17 protein-coding genes are annotated in these 17,390 nt (G+C 37.1%); 7 read left to right on the top strand and 10 right to left on the bottom strand.

Annotation, left to right across the window (positions count from 1 at the left end; all coding sequences use genetic code 11):
* Positions 1-42 precede the first annotated feature (42 nt).
* Positions 43-1,371 (top strand): tRNA (N(6)-L-threonylcarbamoyladenosine(37)-C(2))-methylthiotransferase MtaB, encoded by a 1,329-nt coding sequence (mtaB, locus tag BUL40_RS06495; RefSeq protein ID WP_080318552.1) that lies wholly within the window; start codon positions 43-45, stop codon positions 1,369-1,371.
* 32 nt (positions 1,372-1,403) lie between these two features.
* On the opposite strand, the gene BUL40_RS06490 is transcribed toward mtaB, so the two are convergent.
* A complete protein-coding gene (locus BUL40_RS06490) occupies positions 1,404-1,697 on the bottom strand; it encodes a GNAT family N-acetyltransferase (protein WP_010518947.1) in 294 nt (97 codons plus the stop codon).
* Positions 1,698-1,898: 201 nt separating this feature from the next.
* On the opposite strand from BUL40_RS06490, the gene BUL40_RS06485 reads away from it, so the two are divergent.
* Together BUL40_RS06485 and BUL40_RS06480 are read left to right on the top strand one after the other, a co-directional pair.
* Positions 1,899-2,531, top strand: a complete 633-nt coding sequence (locus BUL40_RS06485) for an alpha/beta hydrolase (protein ID WP_080318551.1) — start codon at positions 1,899-1,901, stop codon at positions 2,529-2,531.
* A gap of 44 nt (positions 2,532-2,575) precedes the next feature.
* A complete protein-coding gene (locus BUL40_RS06480; protein ID WP_080318550.1) occupies positions 2,576-3,532 on the top strand; it encodes a lytic transglycosylase domain-containing protein in 957 nt (318 codons plus the stop codon).
* A 29-nt stretch (positions 3,533-3,561) separates the two neighbouring features.
* On the opposite strand, the gene BUL40_RS06475 is transcribed toward BUL40_RS06480, so the two are convergent.
* Positions 3,562-4,077 carry a hypothetical protein gene (locus BUL40_RS06475; RefSeq protein WP_080318549.1) on the bottom strand — a complete coding sequence of 172 codons (516 nt, stop codon included), beginning with the start codon at positions 4,075-4,077 and terminating at the stop codon, positions 3,562-3,564.
* A gap of 4 nt (positions 4,078-4,081) precedes the next feature.
* Positions 4,082-4,852: a DUF6263 family protein gene (locus BUL40_RS06470; protein WP_141239645.1), complete on the bottom strand. Its 771-nt coding sequence runs from the start codon at positions 4,850-4,852 to the stop codon at positions 4,082-4,084.
* Positions 4,853-5,104: 252 nt separating this feature from the next.
* On the opposite strand from BUL40_RS06470, the gene rpmH reads away from it, so the two are divergent.
* Together rpmH and carB are read left to right on the top strand one after the other, a co-directional pair.
* Positions 5,105-5,263: a 50S ribosomal protein L34 gene (rpmH, locus tag BUL40_RS06465; RefSeq protein ID WP_002669412.1), complete on the top strand. Its 159-nt coding sequence runs from the start codon at positions 5,105-5,107 to the stop codon at positions 5,261-5,263.
* Positions 5,264-5,362: 99 nt separating this feature from the next.
* Positions 5,363-8,215 carry a carbamoyl-phosphate synthase large subunit gene (gene carB, locus BUL40_RS06460; RefSeq protein ID WP_010518952.1) on the top strand — a complete coding sequence of 951 codons (2,853 nt, stop codon included), beginning with the start codon at positions 5,363-5,365 and terminating at the stop codon, positions 8,213-8,215.
* Between the two features lie 71 nt (positions 8,216-8,286).
* Here carB and gndA read toward each other — a convergent pair whose 3' ends face one another.
* Complete coding sequence (gndA, locus tag BUL40_RS06455; RefSeq protein ID WP_080318547.1) at positions 8,287-9,696, bottom strand: NADP-dependent phosphogluconate dehydrogenase; 1,410 nt, start codon at positions 9,694-9,696, stop codon at positions 8,287-8,289.
* Between the two features lie 109 nt (positions 9,697-9,805).
* On the opposite strand from gndA, the gene zwf reads away from it, so the two are divergent.
* Together zwf and pgl are read left to right on the top strand one after the other, a co-directional pair.
* The gene (gene zwf, locus BUL40_RS06450) at positions 9,806-11,341 is read left to right on the top strand and encodes a glucose-6-phosphate dehydrogenase (RefSeq protein WP_080318546.1); all 1,536 of its coding nucleotides are present in this window, start codon (positions 9,806-9,808) and stop codon (positions 11,339-11,341) included.
* 13 nt (positions 11,342-11,354) lie between these two features.
* Entirely contained in the window at positions 11,355-12,065 is a 711-nt protein-coding gene (gene pgl / locus BUL40_RS06445; protein ID WP_080318545.1) for a 6-phosphogluconolactonase, read from the top strand.
* On the opposite strand, the gene BUL40_RS06440 is transcribed toward pgl, so the two are convergent.
* The 6 genes from BUL40_RS06440 to BUL40_RS06415 form a co-directional block, all read right to left on the bottom strand.
* Positions 12,062-12,607 (bottom strand): acyl-CoA thioesterase, encoded by a 546-nt coding sequence (locus tag BUL40_RS06440; protein ID WP_080318544.1) that lies wholly within the window; start codon positions 12,605-12,607, stop codon positions 12,062-12,064. The genes pgl and BUL40_RS06440 overlap by 4 nt on opposite strands.
* 1 nt (position 12,608) lies before the next feature.
* Positions 12,609-12,974 (bottom strand): 6-phosphogluconate dehydrogenase, encoded by a 366-nt coding sequence (locus BUL40_RS06435; RefSeq protein WP_080318543.1) that lies wholly within the window; start codon positions 12,972-12,974, stop codon positions 12,609-12,611.
* The gene (rmuC, locus tag BUL40_RS06430) at positions 12,974-14,341 is read right to left on the bottom strand and encodes a DNA recombination protein RmuC (RefSeq protein ID WP_080318542.1); all 1,368 of its coding nucleotides are present in this window, start codon (positions 14,339-14,341) and stop codon (positions 12,974-12,976) included. Before rmuC ends, BUL40_RS06435 begins: the two co-directional genes overlap by 1 nt.
* 63 nt (positions 14,342-14,404) lie before the next feature.
* Positions 14,405-15,172, bottom strand: a complete 768-nt coding sequence (locus BUL40_RS06425) for an ABC transporter ATP-binding protein (protein WP_080318541.1) — start codon at positions 15,170-15,172, stop codon at positions 14,405-14,407.
* A complete protein-coding gene (locus tag BUL40_RS06420; protein WP_080318540.1) occupies positions 15,172-16,200 on the bottom strand; it encodes an iron ABC transporter permease in 1,029 nt (342 codons plus the stop codon). Before BUL40_RS06420 ends, BUL40_RS06425 begins: the two co-directional genes overlap by 1 nt.
* Positions 16,200-17,366 carry an ABC transporter substrate-binding protein gene (locus tag BUL40_RS06415; protein WP_080318539.1) on the bottom strand — a complete coding sequence of 389 codons (1,167 nt, stop codon included), beginning with the start codon at positions 17,364-17,366 and terminating at the stop codon, positions 16,200-16,202. The genes BUL40_RS06420 and BUL40_RS06415 overlap by 1 nt, the downstream gene beginning before the upstream one ends.
* Positions 17,367-17,390 lie beyond the last annotated feature (24 nt).

Genomic DNA, 17,390 nt, shown 5'->3' with positions numbered 1-17,390 from the left:
AAGCTAAAATTGTAACTTTGCAGCCCAATTTTTAGACCGTTAATGAAGAAGAAAGTAGCTTTTTATACACTTGGATGCAAATTGAATTTTTCAGAAACTTCTACAATTGCTAGAAATTTTCAGGAAGAAGGTTTTGACAGGGTAGATTTTACGGAAAAGGCAGATATCTATGTGGTAAATACCTGTTCTGTTACCGAAAATGCCGATAAACGATTCAAGACAATTGTAAAACAAGCGCAGAAAGTTAACCAAGAAGCTTTTGTGGTTGCTGTTGGTTGTTATGCACAGTTAAAACCAGAGGAATTGGCTGCAGTAGACGGGGTTGATTTGGTACTTGGTGCTACGGAGAAATTCAAGATTACGGACTACCTAAATGACTTGTCCAAGAATGATAAAGGTGAGGTGCATTCATGTGAAATTAATGAGGCCGACTTTTATGTGGGTAGTTATGCTATTGGCGATAGAACCCGTGCATTTTTAAAAGTACAAGACGGTTGTGATTATAAATGCACGTATTGTACCATACCACTGGCAAGAGGTATCTCTAGAAGCGATAGGCTGGAGAACGTATTGAACAACGCTGCAGAAATAGCTTCAAAAGACATTAAAGAAATCGTATTAACAGGTGTAAATATTGGCGATTACGGTAAGGGCGAGTTTGGTAATAAAAAACACGAGCATACTTTTTTTGAATTGGTACAAGCCTTGGATCAAGTAGATGGTATACATAGGCTGCGTATATCTTCTATAGAACCCAATTTATTAAAAAACGAAACAATTGATTTTGTTGCGGAAAGCGATGCATTTGTACCTCACTTTCACATACCGCTGCAGAGTGGGAGCGATAAGGTTTTAAAATTGATGCGTAGGCGATATTTAACCAATTTATATCAAGAACGGATTCATAAGATTAAATCGGTTATGCCACATGCTTGTATTGGTGTAGATGTTATCGTTGGTTTTCCTGGGGAAACGGATGAAGACTTTTTAGAAACCTATCATTTTTTAAATGATTTGGATATCTCTTATCTACACGTATTTACCTATTCTGAAAGGGATAATACGGTGGCTGCGGAAATGACCGGTGTTGTGCCCAAAAAAGTAAGAAGTAAGCGTAGTAAGATGCTCAGGGGTTTATCCGCTAAAAAACGCAGGGCTTTTTATGAAAGTCAGTTAGGAACAGAAAGAACCGTTTTGTTCGAAAGTGAAAATAAAGCGGGTTATATACATGGCTTTACAGAGAACTATATAAAGGTAAAGGCGCCATGGAACCCAGCCTTGGTAAATCAGTTACATCAAGTGGTTTTAGAAAATATAGACGATGATGGTTTGGTGCGATTTGAATTTGTAGAGCAAAAAGAAACAGCATAAAAAACCCGGCAGAAGAGCCGGGTTAAATCTTTTTATATTCTAATGCCTACTGGAAGCATTTCTTTGTATTGCCTATTTTTTCTTAGAAACCCGGCAATATGTGGGCTAGTTGGCACCACACGGAGATTTTGTTCTTGTAAATGGTGCAAAACGGCTTTGATGAAGTTTTCCTTAAAGCCTTCTTGAGTTACCCCTTCTGGTATCACTAATTTTGTCAAGAAAACTTTTCTTTCTTGAGAAGAATACTCAATTTTGGCAAGGTGTCCATCAACCGTAGTTTCAAACTGACGTAAGAAACTGTTGTCATTAATCTCCATTTCCATCATGTAGTTATTGGTTTACGTTTGTTAAAGACAATTAATCGAAAAAAAACATCGTAAGAATTGTCTTATGTTTATAAAATTCCTACTTTAATAGTTATTTAAAGTCTTAAGGAACAAAGTGTAAAGTTAGTTAAATTATCATTAAATTCCTAGTAAATACAGTACTTAGACCATTTGAGCCCTACTAAAATTCACGTTTATTTGATGCCTGGCATGGCTGCAAGCCCTGCAATTTTCGAAAATTTAAAACTAGACCCAACAGTATTTATTCTTCATTACTTAAAATGGCACGTACCAAGACCTAATGATACGCTAGCAGACTATGCCAAAATGGTAAATGAATCAATAATTCATGATAATCCTGTTTTAATTGGTGTTTCTTTTGGTGGTATGTTGGTGCAAGAAATGGCTAGGCACAGGCGGTTTAAAAAAGTTATTATAATATCTAGTATCAAAAGTAAATTTGAAATGCCTAAAAGAATGCATTTTGCCAGATACACTAGAATACATAAACTTTTGCCAACCGGCTTGGTAAATAATGTAGAATTATTGGCAAAATATGCTTTTGGTGAAAAGGTAAATAAACGTTTGGCCTTGTATGAAATTTACCTAGATGTTAGGGATAAGGTTTATATTGATTGGGCCATACATCAAATTGTTAATTGGAAGCAGACCCAGCCACCCAAGAACGTAATACATATTCATGGTGAATTAGATAATGTATTTCCAATAAACAATATAAAAGGTTGTATTACAGTTAATAAAGGTAAACACACCATGATTATCTATAGGGCTAAATGGTTTAACGAGCATTTGCCTAAGTTAATTTTGGAATAAATAATTGATTTCATAGTATCTTTCCTCAAAATTTAAAACAGCTTATGAAGTATTTGAAAAATGTATTGGCGATTATTGGTTTTGTATTCGTTTTGGGTACCTTGGTCTATGCGGTACAACAACAGCAAGAGGATCCATTGTCACCAGAAAAATCTGTTGTAAAAGAGAATGACAAAAATGTCGCGGAAACCTATCAAATTACGGCCATTGATATTCCAGATGATTTAAACTTTGCGGGTGAAGCCGCTCCCCTTTTGGATCCAGAAGTTATGGAACGTGTGGATAGGGAATTCTTGGTAAATACCTATTGGCAGAGCAATGCCGTGTTGTTAATGAAAAGAGCCAAAAAGTATTTTCCTATAATAGAACCTATATTGGCTAAAAACGGTGTTCCGGATGATTTTAAATACTTAGCGGTTGCAGAAAGCGGCCTGCAAAATGTGGTAAGCCCAGCTGGTGCAACTGGTTTTTGGCAAATTATGAGAGCAACGGGTAGGGAGTACGGTCTTGAAGTTAATGATAATGTAGATGAGCGTTATCACGTAGAGAAGAGTACTCAGGTTGCTTGTGATTACCTTAAAAAGTGGAAAGATCGTTTTGGGTCTTGGACCTTAACGGCTGCTGCCTACAACGCGGGGCCAGGGGCAATTCAAAAATATTTGAAAATGCAACAAGTAGATAATTATTATGATTTGTTGTTAGGACAAGAAACCGGTAGGTATGTGTTTAGAATTATGGCTATCAAAGAAATCTTGTCTAGTCCAGAAAAATACGGTTTTCAATTAGAAAAGGAGGATTATTACACGCAAGTTCCTACTTTTAAAGTAGAGGTGGATACGGCGGTAACCAATTGGGCAGATTTTGCAGGTCTTTATGAAATAAATTATAAGATTTTAAAGCGCCATAATCCATGGTTAAGAGAATCGCATTTAAACAATTCTTCTAGAAAGAAATATATTATAGAAATTCCCAATAAAGGGTATTATCGAGAACTAAACTAAGATTAGATGGCTATCACAAATGAAGAAGATTAAATCTTCTTCATTTGTTGTTGCATCATTTTTATCTGTTCTGTAAGCATATTGTTTTTATCCAATCGCTTTGCCTCCTGTAGTAAGGTAGTAGCCTCTCTTTTTCTTCTTTTTTGCATAGCAATACCGGCAAGGCTTAATTTGGCCATGGCAACATCATAATCCATGTTTAAACCAAGCTTAAGGGCCTTTTTAAAATATTTTTCTGCTTGGGTAAGATTTCTCTGGGAATAGATTATTCCATGTAAATAATTATAATAACCTTGTTGCTTGGTAACCAAGGCAGCTTCTGGATTTTTTATTTTAGACAACCATTTTTCTGTTCCTTCCAAGTCTTGCTTTCGCATCTTTAGAAAAGACATCAATATAATTTCATTTCTAAAATATAGGAATATAAACATGGAAGAAAGGAGTAGCAAAGCAATTCCGTTTCCAATATTTCCTTCTATAAATTGATACACTGCATAGGCAATAACCAATGCGGCTAAAACAAGTTTGATGTTTTTGTTGAACATAGATTTAATCTGTAATTAATTCGTAAGTAATTGTTTGCGTTAATGTAGTGGGTATTTCCATACCCATACTGGCCATAATTGATTTACCTTCACCAGTACCCTGTACCATCATCTTGGTTAAAAATCCACTATTTAAATCGGATTCTAAGGCAATTTCTTGGTTACCTGTTAATTCTAAAATTAAATTGGCATCTTGGTTTTGCATGGTAATTTCTGCCGTTCCTGTTATGGATGCTATTTTACCGGATACCTTCTCCAAGGTCCATAAATTATCTGCATTAATTTTACCGTTAAACTGGGTGTTCCATTGTTCTCCCTGTGCTTTTTTCTGTCCAGGATATATAAAGGTCATTTGTTCAAAGCTTTGTGCTAAGCCCTCAGAACTAAATTCTTTTCTTAAAGAACCTTTCATGATTTCTTGTGTAGCTTCGTCCAAGCCAGTAGCCGCGGCCATTTTATCTATTAGGGCATCACCTCCGGTTACACTTGTAATTTTTCCGGCTGTTGTCATCTCCATTTGTAATGGTGTGCCAATAAGGGCGCCAAAAATTTTGGTCGTCATTTCATCACTTACAGAAGGGTTTTTAGTATCAACTTCCATCAAAACCCCTTGTAGGTTAGAGGTAGACTTCATCTTAAATTCTAAAAATTGCATTTCAATTTTATAGGAAGACGCTAGTTTTTCTTCAATTTTAAATTGGAAAATACCGCCCAACTCATTCGAAATTTCATGTGTTGTACCTTCAATTTTTTGCTCCATTTGCTGTTTGGCCACTTGTTTGATTTTATAAATTTGGCCTGGTTTTAACGAGTATTCTAAAAGTGTTTGACTGTAAGTTGCTGTTATACAAGTTAGTACTCCTAATAAGCAAAAGAATAATTGGCGTTTTAGCATCGTATTTGGTTATGCGGTTAGTACGGCAAAACTAATACAAACATTTTTTAGAAAGGGTTTGCAAGAGCAAAAAGTCTTTGTATATTTGCGCCCAGAATTTTTAAGACGCCTTTGGTTTAAAATAAAGATAAAATGAAAAGAACATTTCAGCCTTCAAAGCGAAAAAGAAGAAATAAACACGGTTTTAGAGAGCGTATGGCTACAGCTAACGGTAGGAAAGTACTTGCTAGAAGAAGAGCCAAAGGAAGAAAAAAATTAACTGTTTCTTCAGAACCTCGACACAAGAAATAATATGTTTGTCGATAACTTATAAATTATTAGGTGCTACTGTTTCAGTTTAGCACCTTTTTTTTGACCTATATTTAACGATTAAAAAATACCCTTAGAAGAATGCCTAAAAGAAAAGATTTAAAATCCATTTTAATTATTGGTTCAGGTCCCATCATTATTGGACAAGCATGTGAGTTCGATTATTCTGGTTCGCAAGCTTTACGTTCTTTAAGAGAGGATGGTATAGAAACGATTTTGATCAATAGTAATCCTGCTACTATTATGACAGATCCCTCAATGGCAGATCATGTCTATTTAAAACCGTTGAATACCAAATCAATAGTTGAAATATTAAAAAAACACCCAAATATTGATGCTGTTTTGCCAACAATGGGAGGCCAAACCGCGCTTAACCTTTGTATTGAGGCAGATGAAAAAGGCATTTGGGAGGATTTTAATGTAGAAATCATAGGTGTAGATATTGATGCGATAAACATTACGGAAGACCGTGAAAAATTCCGTGAGTTAATGCTTAAAATAGGCGTAGGCATGGCTCCACAGGCAACGGCAACCTCCTTTTTAAAAGGTAAAGAAATTGCCCAAGAATTTGGTTTTCCTTTGGTGATTAGGGCTTCTTTTACCCTTGGTGGTGCAGGTGCGTCCATTGTGTACGAACCAGAAAAATTTGATGGTCTTTTAAGTCATGGTCTAGAAGTATCTCCAATTCATGAGGTTATGATAGATAAGGCCATGATGGGGTGGAAAGAATACGAACTAGAGCTTTTAAGGGATAAAAACGATAATGTTGTTATTATCTGTACCATAGAAAATATGGACCCAATGGGTATCCATACAGGAGATTCCATAACTGTTGCGCCTGCCATGACGTTATCTGACCGTACGTTCCAGAAAATGCGAGATATGGCCATTAAAATGATGCGAAGCATTGGCGATTTTGCAGGTGGTTGTAATGTTCAGTTTGCCGTAAGCCCGGATGAAGAAGAAGAGATTATTGCTATTGAGATCAATCCAAGGGTTTCCCGATCTTCAGCATTGGCTTCTAAGGCAACCGGTTATCCTATTGCTAAAATAGCCGCTAAATTGGCAATTGGTTATACTTTAGACGAGTTGGACAACCAAATTACAAAGTCTACTTCTGCCTTGTTTGAGCCAACTTTAGATTATGTAATCGTAAAAATACCTAGATGGAATTTTGATAAATTCGAAGGTTCTGATAGAACATTGGGGCTACAGATGAAATCTGTGGGAGAGGTAATGGGCATTGGTCGTTCTTTCCAAGAGGCATTGCATAAGGCCACACAATCATTAGAAATCAAGAGAAATGGTCTTGGAGCAGATGGTAAAGGTTACAAAGATTATGAAACTATAATCCAAAAACTTACGGTTCCTAGTTGGGACCGTGTGTTTGTTATTTATGATGCCATACAGTTGGGCATTCCACTTAAGCGCATACATGAAATTACCAAAATAGACATGTGGTTCTTAAAGCAATATGAAGAGCTACATCAATTAGAGCAAGAAATAGCTCAGTATACTATTGCAAGTTTACCAAAATCACTTTTATTAGAGGCAAAGCAAAAAGGTTTTGCAGATAGGCAAATAGCCCACATGCTAGATTGTTACGAAAGTGAAGTGCATAAAAAGCGAATGGAACTAAATATTAATAGGGTTTATAAGTTGGTAGATACCTGTGCAGCAGAATTTACGGCTATGACACCTTATTATTACTCTACTTTTGAAGAAGAAATCCAATCTAAAGATGGGCTGCGTTATGTAGCCAATGATAGTGAGGTTACCAACCGTAAAAAAATTGTGGTTCTTGGTTCTGGACCAAACCGTATTGGGCAGGGTATAGAGTTTGATTATTGTTGTGTACACGGGGTACTTGCCGCGGCAGAGTGTGATTATGAGACTATAATGATCAACTGTAATCCAGAGACGGTTTCTACAGATTTTGATACTGCGGACAAGCTGTATTTTGAACCTGTTTTTTGGGAGCATATCTACGATATTATCTTACACGAAAAACCAGAAGGTGTAATTGTACAATTAGGCGGACAAACCGCATTAAAATTGGCAGAAAAATTAGACCGGTACGGTGTTAATATCATTGGTACAAGTTACCAGTCTTTAGATTTGGCAGAAGATAGAGGTAGCTTTTCTACCCTACTAAAAGACAATGATATTCCTTACCCAAGATTTGGTACGGCAGAAACAGCAGATGAAGCTTTGGACTTGGCAGATGAATTAGGCTTTCCATTATTGGTAAGGCCTTCTTATGTGTTGGGTGGCCAGGGCATGAAGATTGTAATTAACAAGGAAGATTTGGAGCAACACGTGGTAGACTTACTTCGTAAAATTCCAAATAATAAGTTATTGTTAGACCATTATTTAGACGGGGCCATTGAAGCAGAAGCAGATGCCATTTGTGATGGTGAAGACGTATACATTATTGGTATAATGGAGCACATAGAACCTTGTGGTATCCACTCTGGGGATTCTAATGCCACCTTACCACCTTTTAATTTGGGTGAGTTTGTAATTCAACAAATTAAAGATCATACCAAGAAAATAGCCTTGGCTTTGAATACGGTTGGTTTAATCAATATTCAATTTGCAATTAAAGACGATACGGTATACATTATCGAAGCAAATCCTAGAGCCTCTAGAACGGTACCGTTTATTGCAAAAGCCTACGGAGAACCTTATGTAAATTATGCTACTAAAGTGATGCTTGGCGATAAAAAAGTGAAAGACTTTAACTTTAATCCAAAGCTAGAAGGGTATGCCATTAAGCAACCGGTATTCTCTTTTAATAAATTCCCTAATGTAAACAAGAACCTTGGCCCAGAAATGAAAAGTACGGGAGAAAGCATCTTGTTTATAGATAGTTTAAAGGATGATGAATTCTACAACTTATATTCTAGAAGAAAAATGTACTTGAGCAAGTAACAAGAACAATGTTGATATAAAAAAAATGCCCCGTAGATTTACGGGGCATTTTTAGTTTTATGATAGAGGGCTTATGCTTCCCACTCAGTGTGAAAAATACCATCTTTATCTACTCTTTCATACGTATGAGAACCAAAAAAATCGCGCTGGGCTTGTATTAAATTCAATGGCAAACGTTCAGAGGTGTAGGCATCAAAATAGGTAAGTGAATTGGATAAACCAGGTAAAGGAATACCATTAGTTGCACCATAGGCTACCAATTCTCTTGTAGCTTTCACGGATCCTTTTACTTTCTCTACAAAACTTGGTGCCAACAATAGGTTTTGTAGTTCTGGATTGGCTTGGAACGCCTCCGTAATATCTGCTAATAAACCAGCGCGTATAATACACCCTGCTCTCCAAATTTTAGCAATTTCGCCAAGGTTAAGGTTATAACCATATTCTTTACTAGCATCTGCTAATTGGTGCATGCCTTGGGCATAAGCCATGATAAAGGCAAAATATAATGCGTTTTCTGCCTTCTCGATCAAAGCTTTTTTCATAACCTCCTCAGGGTTTGGTCTATCGTAAAGTTCGTCTGCTTTGGTACGTTCTGCCTTTAATGCGGAAATCTCCCTCATACTCACGGCAATATCAATCGTAGGTACGGGAATACCCAAATCCATTGCATTTTGAGAGGTCCATTTGCCAGTTCCTTTTTGCTTTGCTTTATCTAAAATCTTGTCTACCAAATCCCCATCGGTCTCGGTGTCTTTTTTTGCAAATATTTCTGAGGTAATTTCTACCAAGAAAGATTGTAGTCTACCGCTATTCCATTTGGCATAAGTATGGTGCAACTCTTCATTGGTTAGATTACCTGCTTTTTTTAGTAGGTCATAAATCTCAGAAGTCAGTTGCATTAGGCCATATTCAATACCATTATGAACCATTTTTACGTAGTTCCCTGCAGATTTAGGTCCTAAATAGGCAACACATGGTTCGTTATTGTATTTGGCAGATACGGCTTCAAAAATAGGTTTTACATGCTGGTAGGCATCTTGGCTACCACCTGGCATAATGCTTGGTCCTTTACGTGCTCCTTTGGCACCACCAGAAACCCCAGCACCAAAAAAGTTAATGCCTTTTTCTTTTAAATAGGCCTCCCTACGGTCCGTATCCGTGAAAAAAGAATTTCCACCATCAATTATAATATCTCCCTTGTCCAATAAAGGTAAAAGGCTTTCAATTACATTGTCCACAATTTTACCTGCAGGCACCAACAGCATTATTTTTCTAGGAGTCTTTAAAGCGGCAACAAAAGTTTTGGCGTCAGTACTGGCATCAACTTTTGCCGTATCTCCACCTTCTTGCTTTAACGCTTCTACTTTTTCTTTATCCAAATCGTTTCCGTAAGCGGTAAAACCATTATCGGCAACATTAAGGATAAAATTTCGTCCCATTACACCTAAGCCCACCAGCCCAAAATCATACTTGTTTGTCATATTACATATCTTATTGTGTCTGTTAAGACATTGCTAAGTAAGTGAATTCTATAAATCTTTACCTAAAATAAACGTTATATTCGTCTCCCTCAAATAAAGGGTAAATGTAATGGCGAAAAAAACAGAAAATCAAATTCTTGTAATATTTGGGGCGTCTGGCGACCTAACGGCCAGAAAATTAGTCCCTTCCCTTTTTAATTTATTTATATCCGGGCATTTACCAGAAAACTTTGTGGTTTTAGGTGCCAGTAGAAGTGATATGACAGACACTGCTTTTAGGAAAAAAGTGGTGACCGAAAGCACTTATCTAGAAAAGAAATTGGAAAAATTAGATAAGGAAAAAATTGAGGCTTTTTCCAATAAGTTTTTTTATGAGGATTTGGGAGGTTCTTATGACACGGACTATACACGATTACGTAAAAGAGTAGAAGACTTAAAGAACAAATACAATACCTCTGGCAATATTATCTATTATTTGTCCACGCCCCCAACTTTATACGAAACCATAGCCCAACGCTTAGCGGATGCGGGTATGAACACTCAAAATAACGGTTGGAAACGCTTAATAGTAGAAAAACCATTTGGCTACAGCTTAGAAACCGCCAAGCAATTAAATAAGGGATTACAGCAATTTTTTAAAGAGCATCAAATTTACCGTATAGATCATTATTTGGGTAAAGAAACGGTACAAAATTTATTGGTAACGCGTTTTGCCAATAGTATTTTTGAACCACTTTGGAACCGAAATTATATTCACCATGTAGAAATAACTAATGCCGAAAGTGTTGGGGTAGAAAAACGAGGTGGATATTATGATAAATCTGGTGCGTTACGTGATATGTTTCAAAACCATTTGTTACAAATTGTATCCTTAGTGGTTATGGAACCGCCAATTAGCGACGCCCCAGAAGATATTAGAAATGAAAAGGTGAAAGCTATAAAATCTATTCGGGTAATGAAATCCGAGGAAGAATTATATGAAAACACCATAAGAGCACAATATGTAGCGTCTACTATAGACGGAGATAAAGTAAAAGGCTACCGAGAAGAGGAGGGTGTAGATGCAAATTCTACTACTGAAACCTTTGCCGCAGTTAAGTTTTTTGTAGATAACTGGCGCTGGAAAGATGTACCATTTTATGTGCGTACGGCTAAGCGTATGCCTACCAAGGTAACGGAAGTGGTAATTCATTTTAAAACGCCGCACCATCAAATCTTCAAGGATTCTGGAATGGAAAATAGGGATAATAAGCTGATTATTCGTATACAGCCAGACGAAGGGATATTAATAAAATTTGGGGTTAAAGTTCCAGGGCAAGGTTTTAAAGTAGAACGTGCCAATCTTGATTTTTACTATTCCAGTTTGGCAGAGACCTACGTTATGGAAGCGTACGAACGTTTAATTTTAGACGCGATGCAAGGCGATGCTACTTTATATGCCCGCGCCGATGAAGTAGAAGCGGCCTGGGAGTTTGTAGATCCAATTTTGGACTATTGGGAAAAAGGTAAGGATGTACGCATGTATGGTTATGCTGCTGGTGTTTGGGGCCCAGAGAATTCTCATGACTTAATAGATGGTATTGGAGAATGGCGTAATCCCGGTCCGCATTTAACGGACGATCCCGGTTATTGTGTAATTTGTTAAGGATTAAAAGAAAATGGAAGTTAAAGTATACGAGGATAAACAAACGGTAGCGACCGAATTTTCGGCCTATTTTGCAGAACAAACAAGGCAAGATAAACCTTTTAATGTAGCATTATCTGGTGGTAGTACGCCTAGAATTGTTTTTGACACGCTTGCAGATGCTTATGGCGACAATATAAATTGGAAAAATGTTCACTTTTATTGGGGAGATGAACGTTGTGTGCCGCCAACAGATGAACAAAGCAATTATAAGATGACAAAGGAACATTTATTCGATAGAATTGATGTTCCTGAAGAAAATATACATCGCATTTTGGGCGAAAATGACCCTAAAGGTGAAGCCATGCGCTACGCCAACTTGTTAGAGATAAATCTAGATAGAGTAGAAGGCGTACCGCAATTCGATTTAATTATCTTAGGTATGGGAGACGATGGCCACACTGCGTCTATATTTCCGCACGAGATAGAACTTTGGGATGCAGAGGACCATTGCGTGGTAGCTACACATCCAGATTCTGGTCAAAAAAGAGTATCCTTAAACGGGGCTGTAATAAATACTGCTAAAGAAGTTGCCTTTTTGGTTACGGGAGCAGCTAAAGAAGAAAAAGTAGCCATTATACATCAAGAAAAGGAGGGCTTTAAACAGTATCCTGCTGCGTTGGTAAAACCCAAATCGGGTAATTTACTTTGGTTTTTAGATAAAGAAGCAGCAGCTGGACTTTAGTCCAGCGCTAGCTTTATATTCTCTTTTTTAAGTTGACCCAAGTAGTCTTCTACCTTAAAGTTTTTATCATCAAATTTTGTATCGCGTTGAAACATGGCCATTTTACGTTCAATACTACGTGCAAAACGGCGTAATGCTTGTTTATCTTTGATTATGAGTCCCGGAACTTTTAAATTTTTTCCATTATCACCCTTTGCAACCATGGTAAAATAGGACGAGTTACAATGTTTTACTACTCCCGTAGTTACATTTTCTGCTTCTACACGTACCCCAACCACCATACTGGTATTTCCTGTATAGTTAATAGAGGCTTTTAGGGTAAGTAATTCACCTACTTCTACGGGTTGTAAAAAATCTACTCTGTTAACACTTGCGGTTACACAATAGGCTTGAGAGTGTTTACTGGCACACGCAAAGGCTATTTGGTCCATTAAGTTAAGAATGTGACCACCATGTACCTTACCTCCAAAGTTAGAATGAGAAGGCAACATTAGTTCCGTTATGGAAACTTGAGATTCTTTGGCCGATTTATACTTTTTCATCCTAATTATTAAAATGAGGTGATTTTTCCTGTTTTACGTCGGTTATAAAGTATTTGGTATCTCCCAACCAAAAGAATGTTGAATAACGCTCTATGTAGGAAACTTTCACGTATTCTCCTTGGTAATCTTTTAATTTTTGAATTACCTCTTTTTCAGAATCTTGCACGGAAAACGAAAAGATTTGCGCACCAGAGATACCCTGACTTATTTCGCCTTCCCAAGTTTTTACCATTACGCCTTTTCTACTAAATTTGATCAACTCTCCAGAGCGGTACCCCTCGCTAAACGGAACATAATAGATGAATGCAAAATAACTGGCCAATCCTACTACAATAGCGGCAATGACTATGAATAAAACTTTTCTCATTATAACTTTAATTTAGATTGTTCTTCTAATTGTTCAGGGGTTTCGTCTTCTAAATCTTCCTTAGCGCGTTTTAAAATAGGTTCTGGTAACGATTTTTTCGCTTTAGCCCCCATTTTTTTAAGTTTCTCTATGCTGGTAATGATGTTGCCTCGACCTTCAAACAGCTTGTTCATGGCACCTTTATATTCGCTTTTAGCCTCGTCCATTTTTTTGCCCACCTTGGTCAAATCATTCATAAAACCTTCAAACTTATCATATAAAGCACCCGCTTGTCTTGCAATTTCAATAGCATTTTTTTGTTGCTTTTCATTGTTCCACATGGTGTCTATGGTACGTAAGGTGGCCAAAAGGGTAGAAGGGGTAACTATGACAATATTTTGCTCAAAAGCTTTATTATACAGCGTACTATCCTCGTTAATAGCAATGGCGAATGCAGGCTCTATAGGTACGAACATAAGTACAAAATCCGGACTCTCCATTTCATATAAATCTTCATATTTTTTAGCAGAAAGTTGTTCTACATGGCGTCTTAAAGAATTTATGTGGTCTTTTAAAAACCTGGGTTTGTCTATTTCTTCCGCATTGGTAAAACGTTCGTAATCTGTTAAAGAGACCTTAGAATCTACTACCATTTTTTTGCCATCTGGTAAATGGATGATTACATCTGGCATTACCCTACTACCATCTTCCCTTTTAAAACTTTGTTGTACGCTATATTCACGGTCTTTTTCCAATCCAGATTTCTCCAACACGCGCTCTAGCACAAGTTCCCCCCAATTACCTTGCATTTTACTATCGCCTTTTAATGCTTTGGTCAAGTTTTCTGCTTCTTGCGTAATTTTTAAGTTTTGGCTTTGTAAATGAATCAGTTGCTCTTTTAAAGCTGAATGTATGCTGATGTTCTCTTTTTGTGTTTGTTCTACCTTACGCTCAAACAGCTGAATTTTTTCTTGTAACGGACTCAAGATTAATTTAATGTTCTTCTGATTTTGTTCTGTGAATTTCGAACTCTTTTCGTCTAAAATCTTATTGGCCAAATTTTCAAAATCCTTGGTGAATTTTTCTTGAAGCTTTTCTACTTCATCTTTTTGTTCTTGATTTACCTGTTGCAAGTGTTCTAAATCTGCTTGGTACCGAACAATTTTATTACCTAAAAGTTCTTTTTCTTGCAGAATTTGACGCTTTTCGTCATCTGAGGCTACCAGTTTTTGATTTAAACTAGTTAATGTGGCGTTCAATTGATTTTCTCGCTCCTGCCATACATCGGTGCTCGACTTTGTTTTTAGCTTTTGAATATAAAGCCCTAAAAAAATGCCTAATCCCAAGCAAACCAAAGCCAGGATAATGTAAATAATAGTAGTGTCCATGGAAATAAAAAACTTCGGATAAAGATAAAATAATCTGCGCCAAGTAGGGGGCAACAAGGTTATCTATTTTGTGATTTTAAAGCTACCCGTCCGGGCATCAAATTGTATTAAATCTTTTGGGAACAGCGTTTCAAAACTTCCTTTTTCTATAAGTTCGCATGGAGCTGCAAAGGCATTTTCTTTCCCATCTAAAAGCAACATATAATCGCATAATTGAATGGCTAGCTCTACCTCATGGGTTGTAAAAACAATGGTGCGTTGGTGTTTTGTTGCAAAACGATGTAAGAGTTTTAAAATATGCACTTTGTGCGATAAGTCTAGATGCGTAGTAGGTTCATCTAAATATACCAAAGGGGTTTCTTGCGCCATAGCACGTGCAATGAGTACGCGTTGCATTTGCCCATCACTCAACTCAAAACAATATTTGTCTTTCAGGTCTTCTAAAGAAAAGATATGTAGCTGTTGTTTGATAATTTCTTTATCATAGCTACCCAATGTGCCTAGCCAGTTGGTATACGGATGCCGACCCATTGCTATTAGCTCTGCAACTTTTAAATTTTTGGTTGCTATGGGGGTAGTTAAAACCATTGCCTGTTTTTGTGCCAAGCTTGAAGATGTATAGTCTGCTATCTGTTTACCGTCTAAGTTTATAGTGCCGGACAATGGAGGTTGCATACCAGACAGCGTACGTAAAAGTGTAGATTTTCCTATTCCATTAATGCCAACAATTGCGGTTAAGGATCCCTTTGGTATACTAAAGTTTATTTTGTTGGCAATGCTGGTTTTACCGTAGCCTATATTTAAATCCTCTACTTGGATGTATTTTTCCATTAAAACAGCATTTTTCGTTTTCTTACCAATAGCCAAATTACAACAGGCGCACCAACAATAGAAGTAATTGCATTAATAGGTAATACAGTGGCAGCAGTAGGCAATTGTGCAATAGTATCGCAAATAAGTAACAACAAGGCACCGTATAAAAATACCGCAGGCAATAATATTTTGTGGTCCATAGTTTTGAACCATTGCCTGGTTAAGTGTGGAACGGCTAGCCCTATAAAAGCAATTGGTCCGGCAAAAGCTGTAATGGCACCAGCAACTATTCCTGTGGCAATAATTATAAAGAATTTTGTCTTTTTTACTGGAATACCCATGCTTTGCGCGTATTGTTCGCCTAAAAGAAAGGCGTTTAACGATTTTATACAAAATAGGCAAATGGTAAGCCCTACGAGTAATAGCAGTGCCAAAACACCTACTTTTTGCCAAGATAGATTGCCCACAGAACCATAAGACCAAAAAATAAACCGTTGTAATTGTTCAGCTTTGGAAAAGTAGGACAGAATACTAACTACAGCAGAAGTTATACTACCGAACATTAAACCGATAATAAGTAAGGCCATAGTATCTTTTACGCTATTGGCAACCACTATAACAATTAAAAGTATCAAAAAACTACCTAAACTTGCAGCGATGGCAATAGCTACATCATTTAACCAAAATAATTGGGTTAGGCCCAAACTAGTACCACCCAGTAGTAGTAAGGCTGCCCCTAAACTTGCTCCAGAGCTAATACCCAATACAAAAGGACCTGCTAAAGGATTTCTGAATAAGGTTTGCATCAAGAGTCCGCTCACTGCTAGCCCACCACCTATTAGAACTGCTGCAATAGTTTTGGGTAAGCGATAATTCCAGATAATATACTCCCAGCCCATTTCGGTTCTTGGTTGCCCCAATAAAATACTAAAGGTATCGCCTAATGGAATGGAAACAGAACCTAAGCTTATGCTAATAAGCATACACAACAGTAAAAGTAGGGTTAGCCCAATAAAGCCTAATTTGTAAGACGATGGTTTTGTCATTACCGCAAAGGTGTAAAAAAATACGGGCTATAATTAGGTAAAAGGTCTGGATGAAGCCAATGTACCAAATCTTTTAAGACCAAATCTGGTCTCTGTGGGGCTAATTCGTAATATAACAAACCGCCGGTAAGCCCTTTGGTGTTAGAAAAGGTATATACTTTTTTATCTGTAAATGCTTTAAATTGTTGGTAATGTGGGTTAGCAGCATTCATTTCTTGGTAAGCGGTAAATTGCGCAGGTCCAATCCAATAATCTGCTTGGGTTCCTTTTTGTAAAACGGCTTCTATACTTAAGGCCAAGCTACCATTGCCTTTAGTATCTTTATATAAATAATTACCGCCAGCGTCCGCTATAAACTTGGCGGCCCAACTTTCTCCGGTAGGCATATACCAAACGTCTTTGTACAATGCACCAGATATTACCGTAGGATTATTGGTTTTATTCTGCGCTAGTTTTTTAGTAGCGTTATAGTCTTTGGCGATGTGGGTAAAGATACTGTCTGCTTGTTTTTCTTTCCCTAATAGTACACCAAAGAATTTTATCCATTCCGCTTTTCCTAACGGATGTGTTTCCGCCCAATCACCATTGTATACAACTGGAATATTGGCTTGTTCTAAAGTGGAGTAGGTACTATTTTGGTTATCTATACTGAAACCTATGATAACATCGGGCTGTAAGGCAATGGTCATTTCTGTGTTTAACTTTTCATTCTGCCCAAGTTCTTTTATTAGCCCTTTTTTAATTCGCTCTCTAGCCGGCATAGAAGAAATGTATTTCGTATCTGGAAAACCAACCAACTTGTCCAATTCGCCCAAACTTTCTAAAGCAGGAATATGGGTGGTAGAGGTTACAACTAGTTTTTTAATAGGTGTGGTAATTACCGCATCATATGCGTCTGCAGGGTATGTAATAGTTGGTAAAATAGAATCTGGAATTACCGCATAGGTAAATGCTTGTTCGGCACCCGGCCAAGGTTTGTTAACTTTTATGATAGGATAATTGCCATTTATATCTATAGAAAATCCATCAGCATACGCAACTTTTAAAAATGATTGTTGTGATTTTGAGTTGGTGGGTAGTTGCTCTTTTTTTACATCGCTCTTACAAGCATTAAAAAATAACACAATTGCAAGCGCAAAAAGTGGTATGGTAAAGGTCTGTTTCATGCATCAAAAGTAAATGAATTTAAT

The sequence above is a fragment of the Croceivirga radicis genome, assembly GCF_002072105.2.
GTDB lineage: Bacteria > Bacteroidota > Bacteroidia > Flavobacteriales > Flavobacteriaceae > Croceivirga > Croceivirga radicis.
Note: the sequence above shows the minus strand (reverse complement) of the source record. Positions and strands in the feature narration are given on the sequence as shown.

What these genes read in the sequence shown, in the direction of transcription:
- mtaB (WP_080318552.1), top strand. Translation starts at nt 43, where the DNA reads ATGAAGAAGAAAGTAGCTTTTTATACACTTGGATGCAAATTGAATTTT.
- BUL40_RS06490 (WP_010518947.1), bottom strand. Translation starts at nt 1,697, where the DNA reads ATGATGGAAATGGAGATTAATGACAACAGTTTCTTACGTCAGTTTGAA.
- BUL40_RS06485 (WP_080318551.1), top strand. Translation starts at nt 1,899, where the DNA reads ATGCCTGGCATGGCTGCAAGCCCTGCAATTTTCGAAAATTTAAAACTA.
- BUL40_RS06480 (WP_080318550.1), top strand. Translation starts at nt 2,576, where the DNA reads ATGAAGTATTTGAAAAATGTATTGGCGATTATTGGTTTTGTATTCGTT.
- BUL40_RS06475 (WP_080318549.1), bottom strand. Translation starts at nt 4,077, where the DNA reads ATGTTCAACAAAAACATCAAACTTGTTTTAGCCGCATTGGTTATTGCC.
- rpmH (WP_002669412.1), top strand. Translation starts at nt 5,105, where the DNA reads ATGAAAAGAACATTTCAGCCTTCAAAGCGAAAAAGAAGAAATAAACAC.
- carB (WP_010518952.1), top strand. Translation starts at nt 5,363, where the DNA reads ATGCCTAAAAGAAAAGATTTAAAATCCATTTTAATTATTGGTTCAGGT.
- gndA (WP_080318547.1), bottom strand. Translation starts at nt 9,696, where the DNA reads ATGACAAACAAGTATGATTTTGGGCTGGTGGGCTTAGGTGTAATGGGA.
- zwf (WP_080318546.1), top strand. Translation starts at nt 9,806, where the DNA reads ATGGCGAAAAAAACAGAAAATCAAATTCTTGTAATATTTGGGGCGTCT.
- pgl (WP_080318545.1), top strand. Translation starts at nt 11,355, where the DNA reads ATGGAAGTTAAAGTATACGAGGATAAACAAACGGTAGCGACCGAATTT.
- BUL40_RS06440 (WP_080318544.1), bottom strand. Translation starts at nt 12,607, where the DNA reads ATGAAAAAGTATAAATCGGCCAAAGAATCTCAAGTTTCCATAACGGAA.
- BUL40_RS06435 (WP_080318543.1), bottom strand. Translation starts at nt 12,974, where the DNA reads ATGAGAAAAGTTTTATTCATAGTCATTGCCGCTATTGTAGTAGGATTG.
- rmuC (WP_080318542.1), bottom strand. Translation starts at nt 14,341, where the DNA reads ATGGACACTACTATTATTTACATTATCCTGGCTTTGGTTTGCTTGGGA.
- BUL40_RS06425 (WP_080318541.1), bottom strand. Translation starts at nt 15,172, where the DNA reads ATGGAAAAATACATCCAAGTAGAGGATTTAAATATAGGCTACGGTAAA.
- BUL40_RS06420 (WP_080318540.1), bottom strand. Translation starts at nt 16,200, where the DNA reads ATGACAAAACCATCGTCTTACAAATTAGGCTTTATTGGGCTAACCCTA.
- BUL40_RS06415 (WP_080318539.1), bottom strand. Translation starts at nt 17,366, where the DNA reads ATGAAACAGACCTTTACCATACCACTTTTTGCGCTTGCAATTGTGTTA.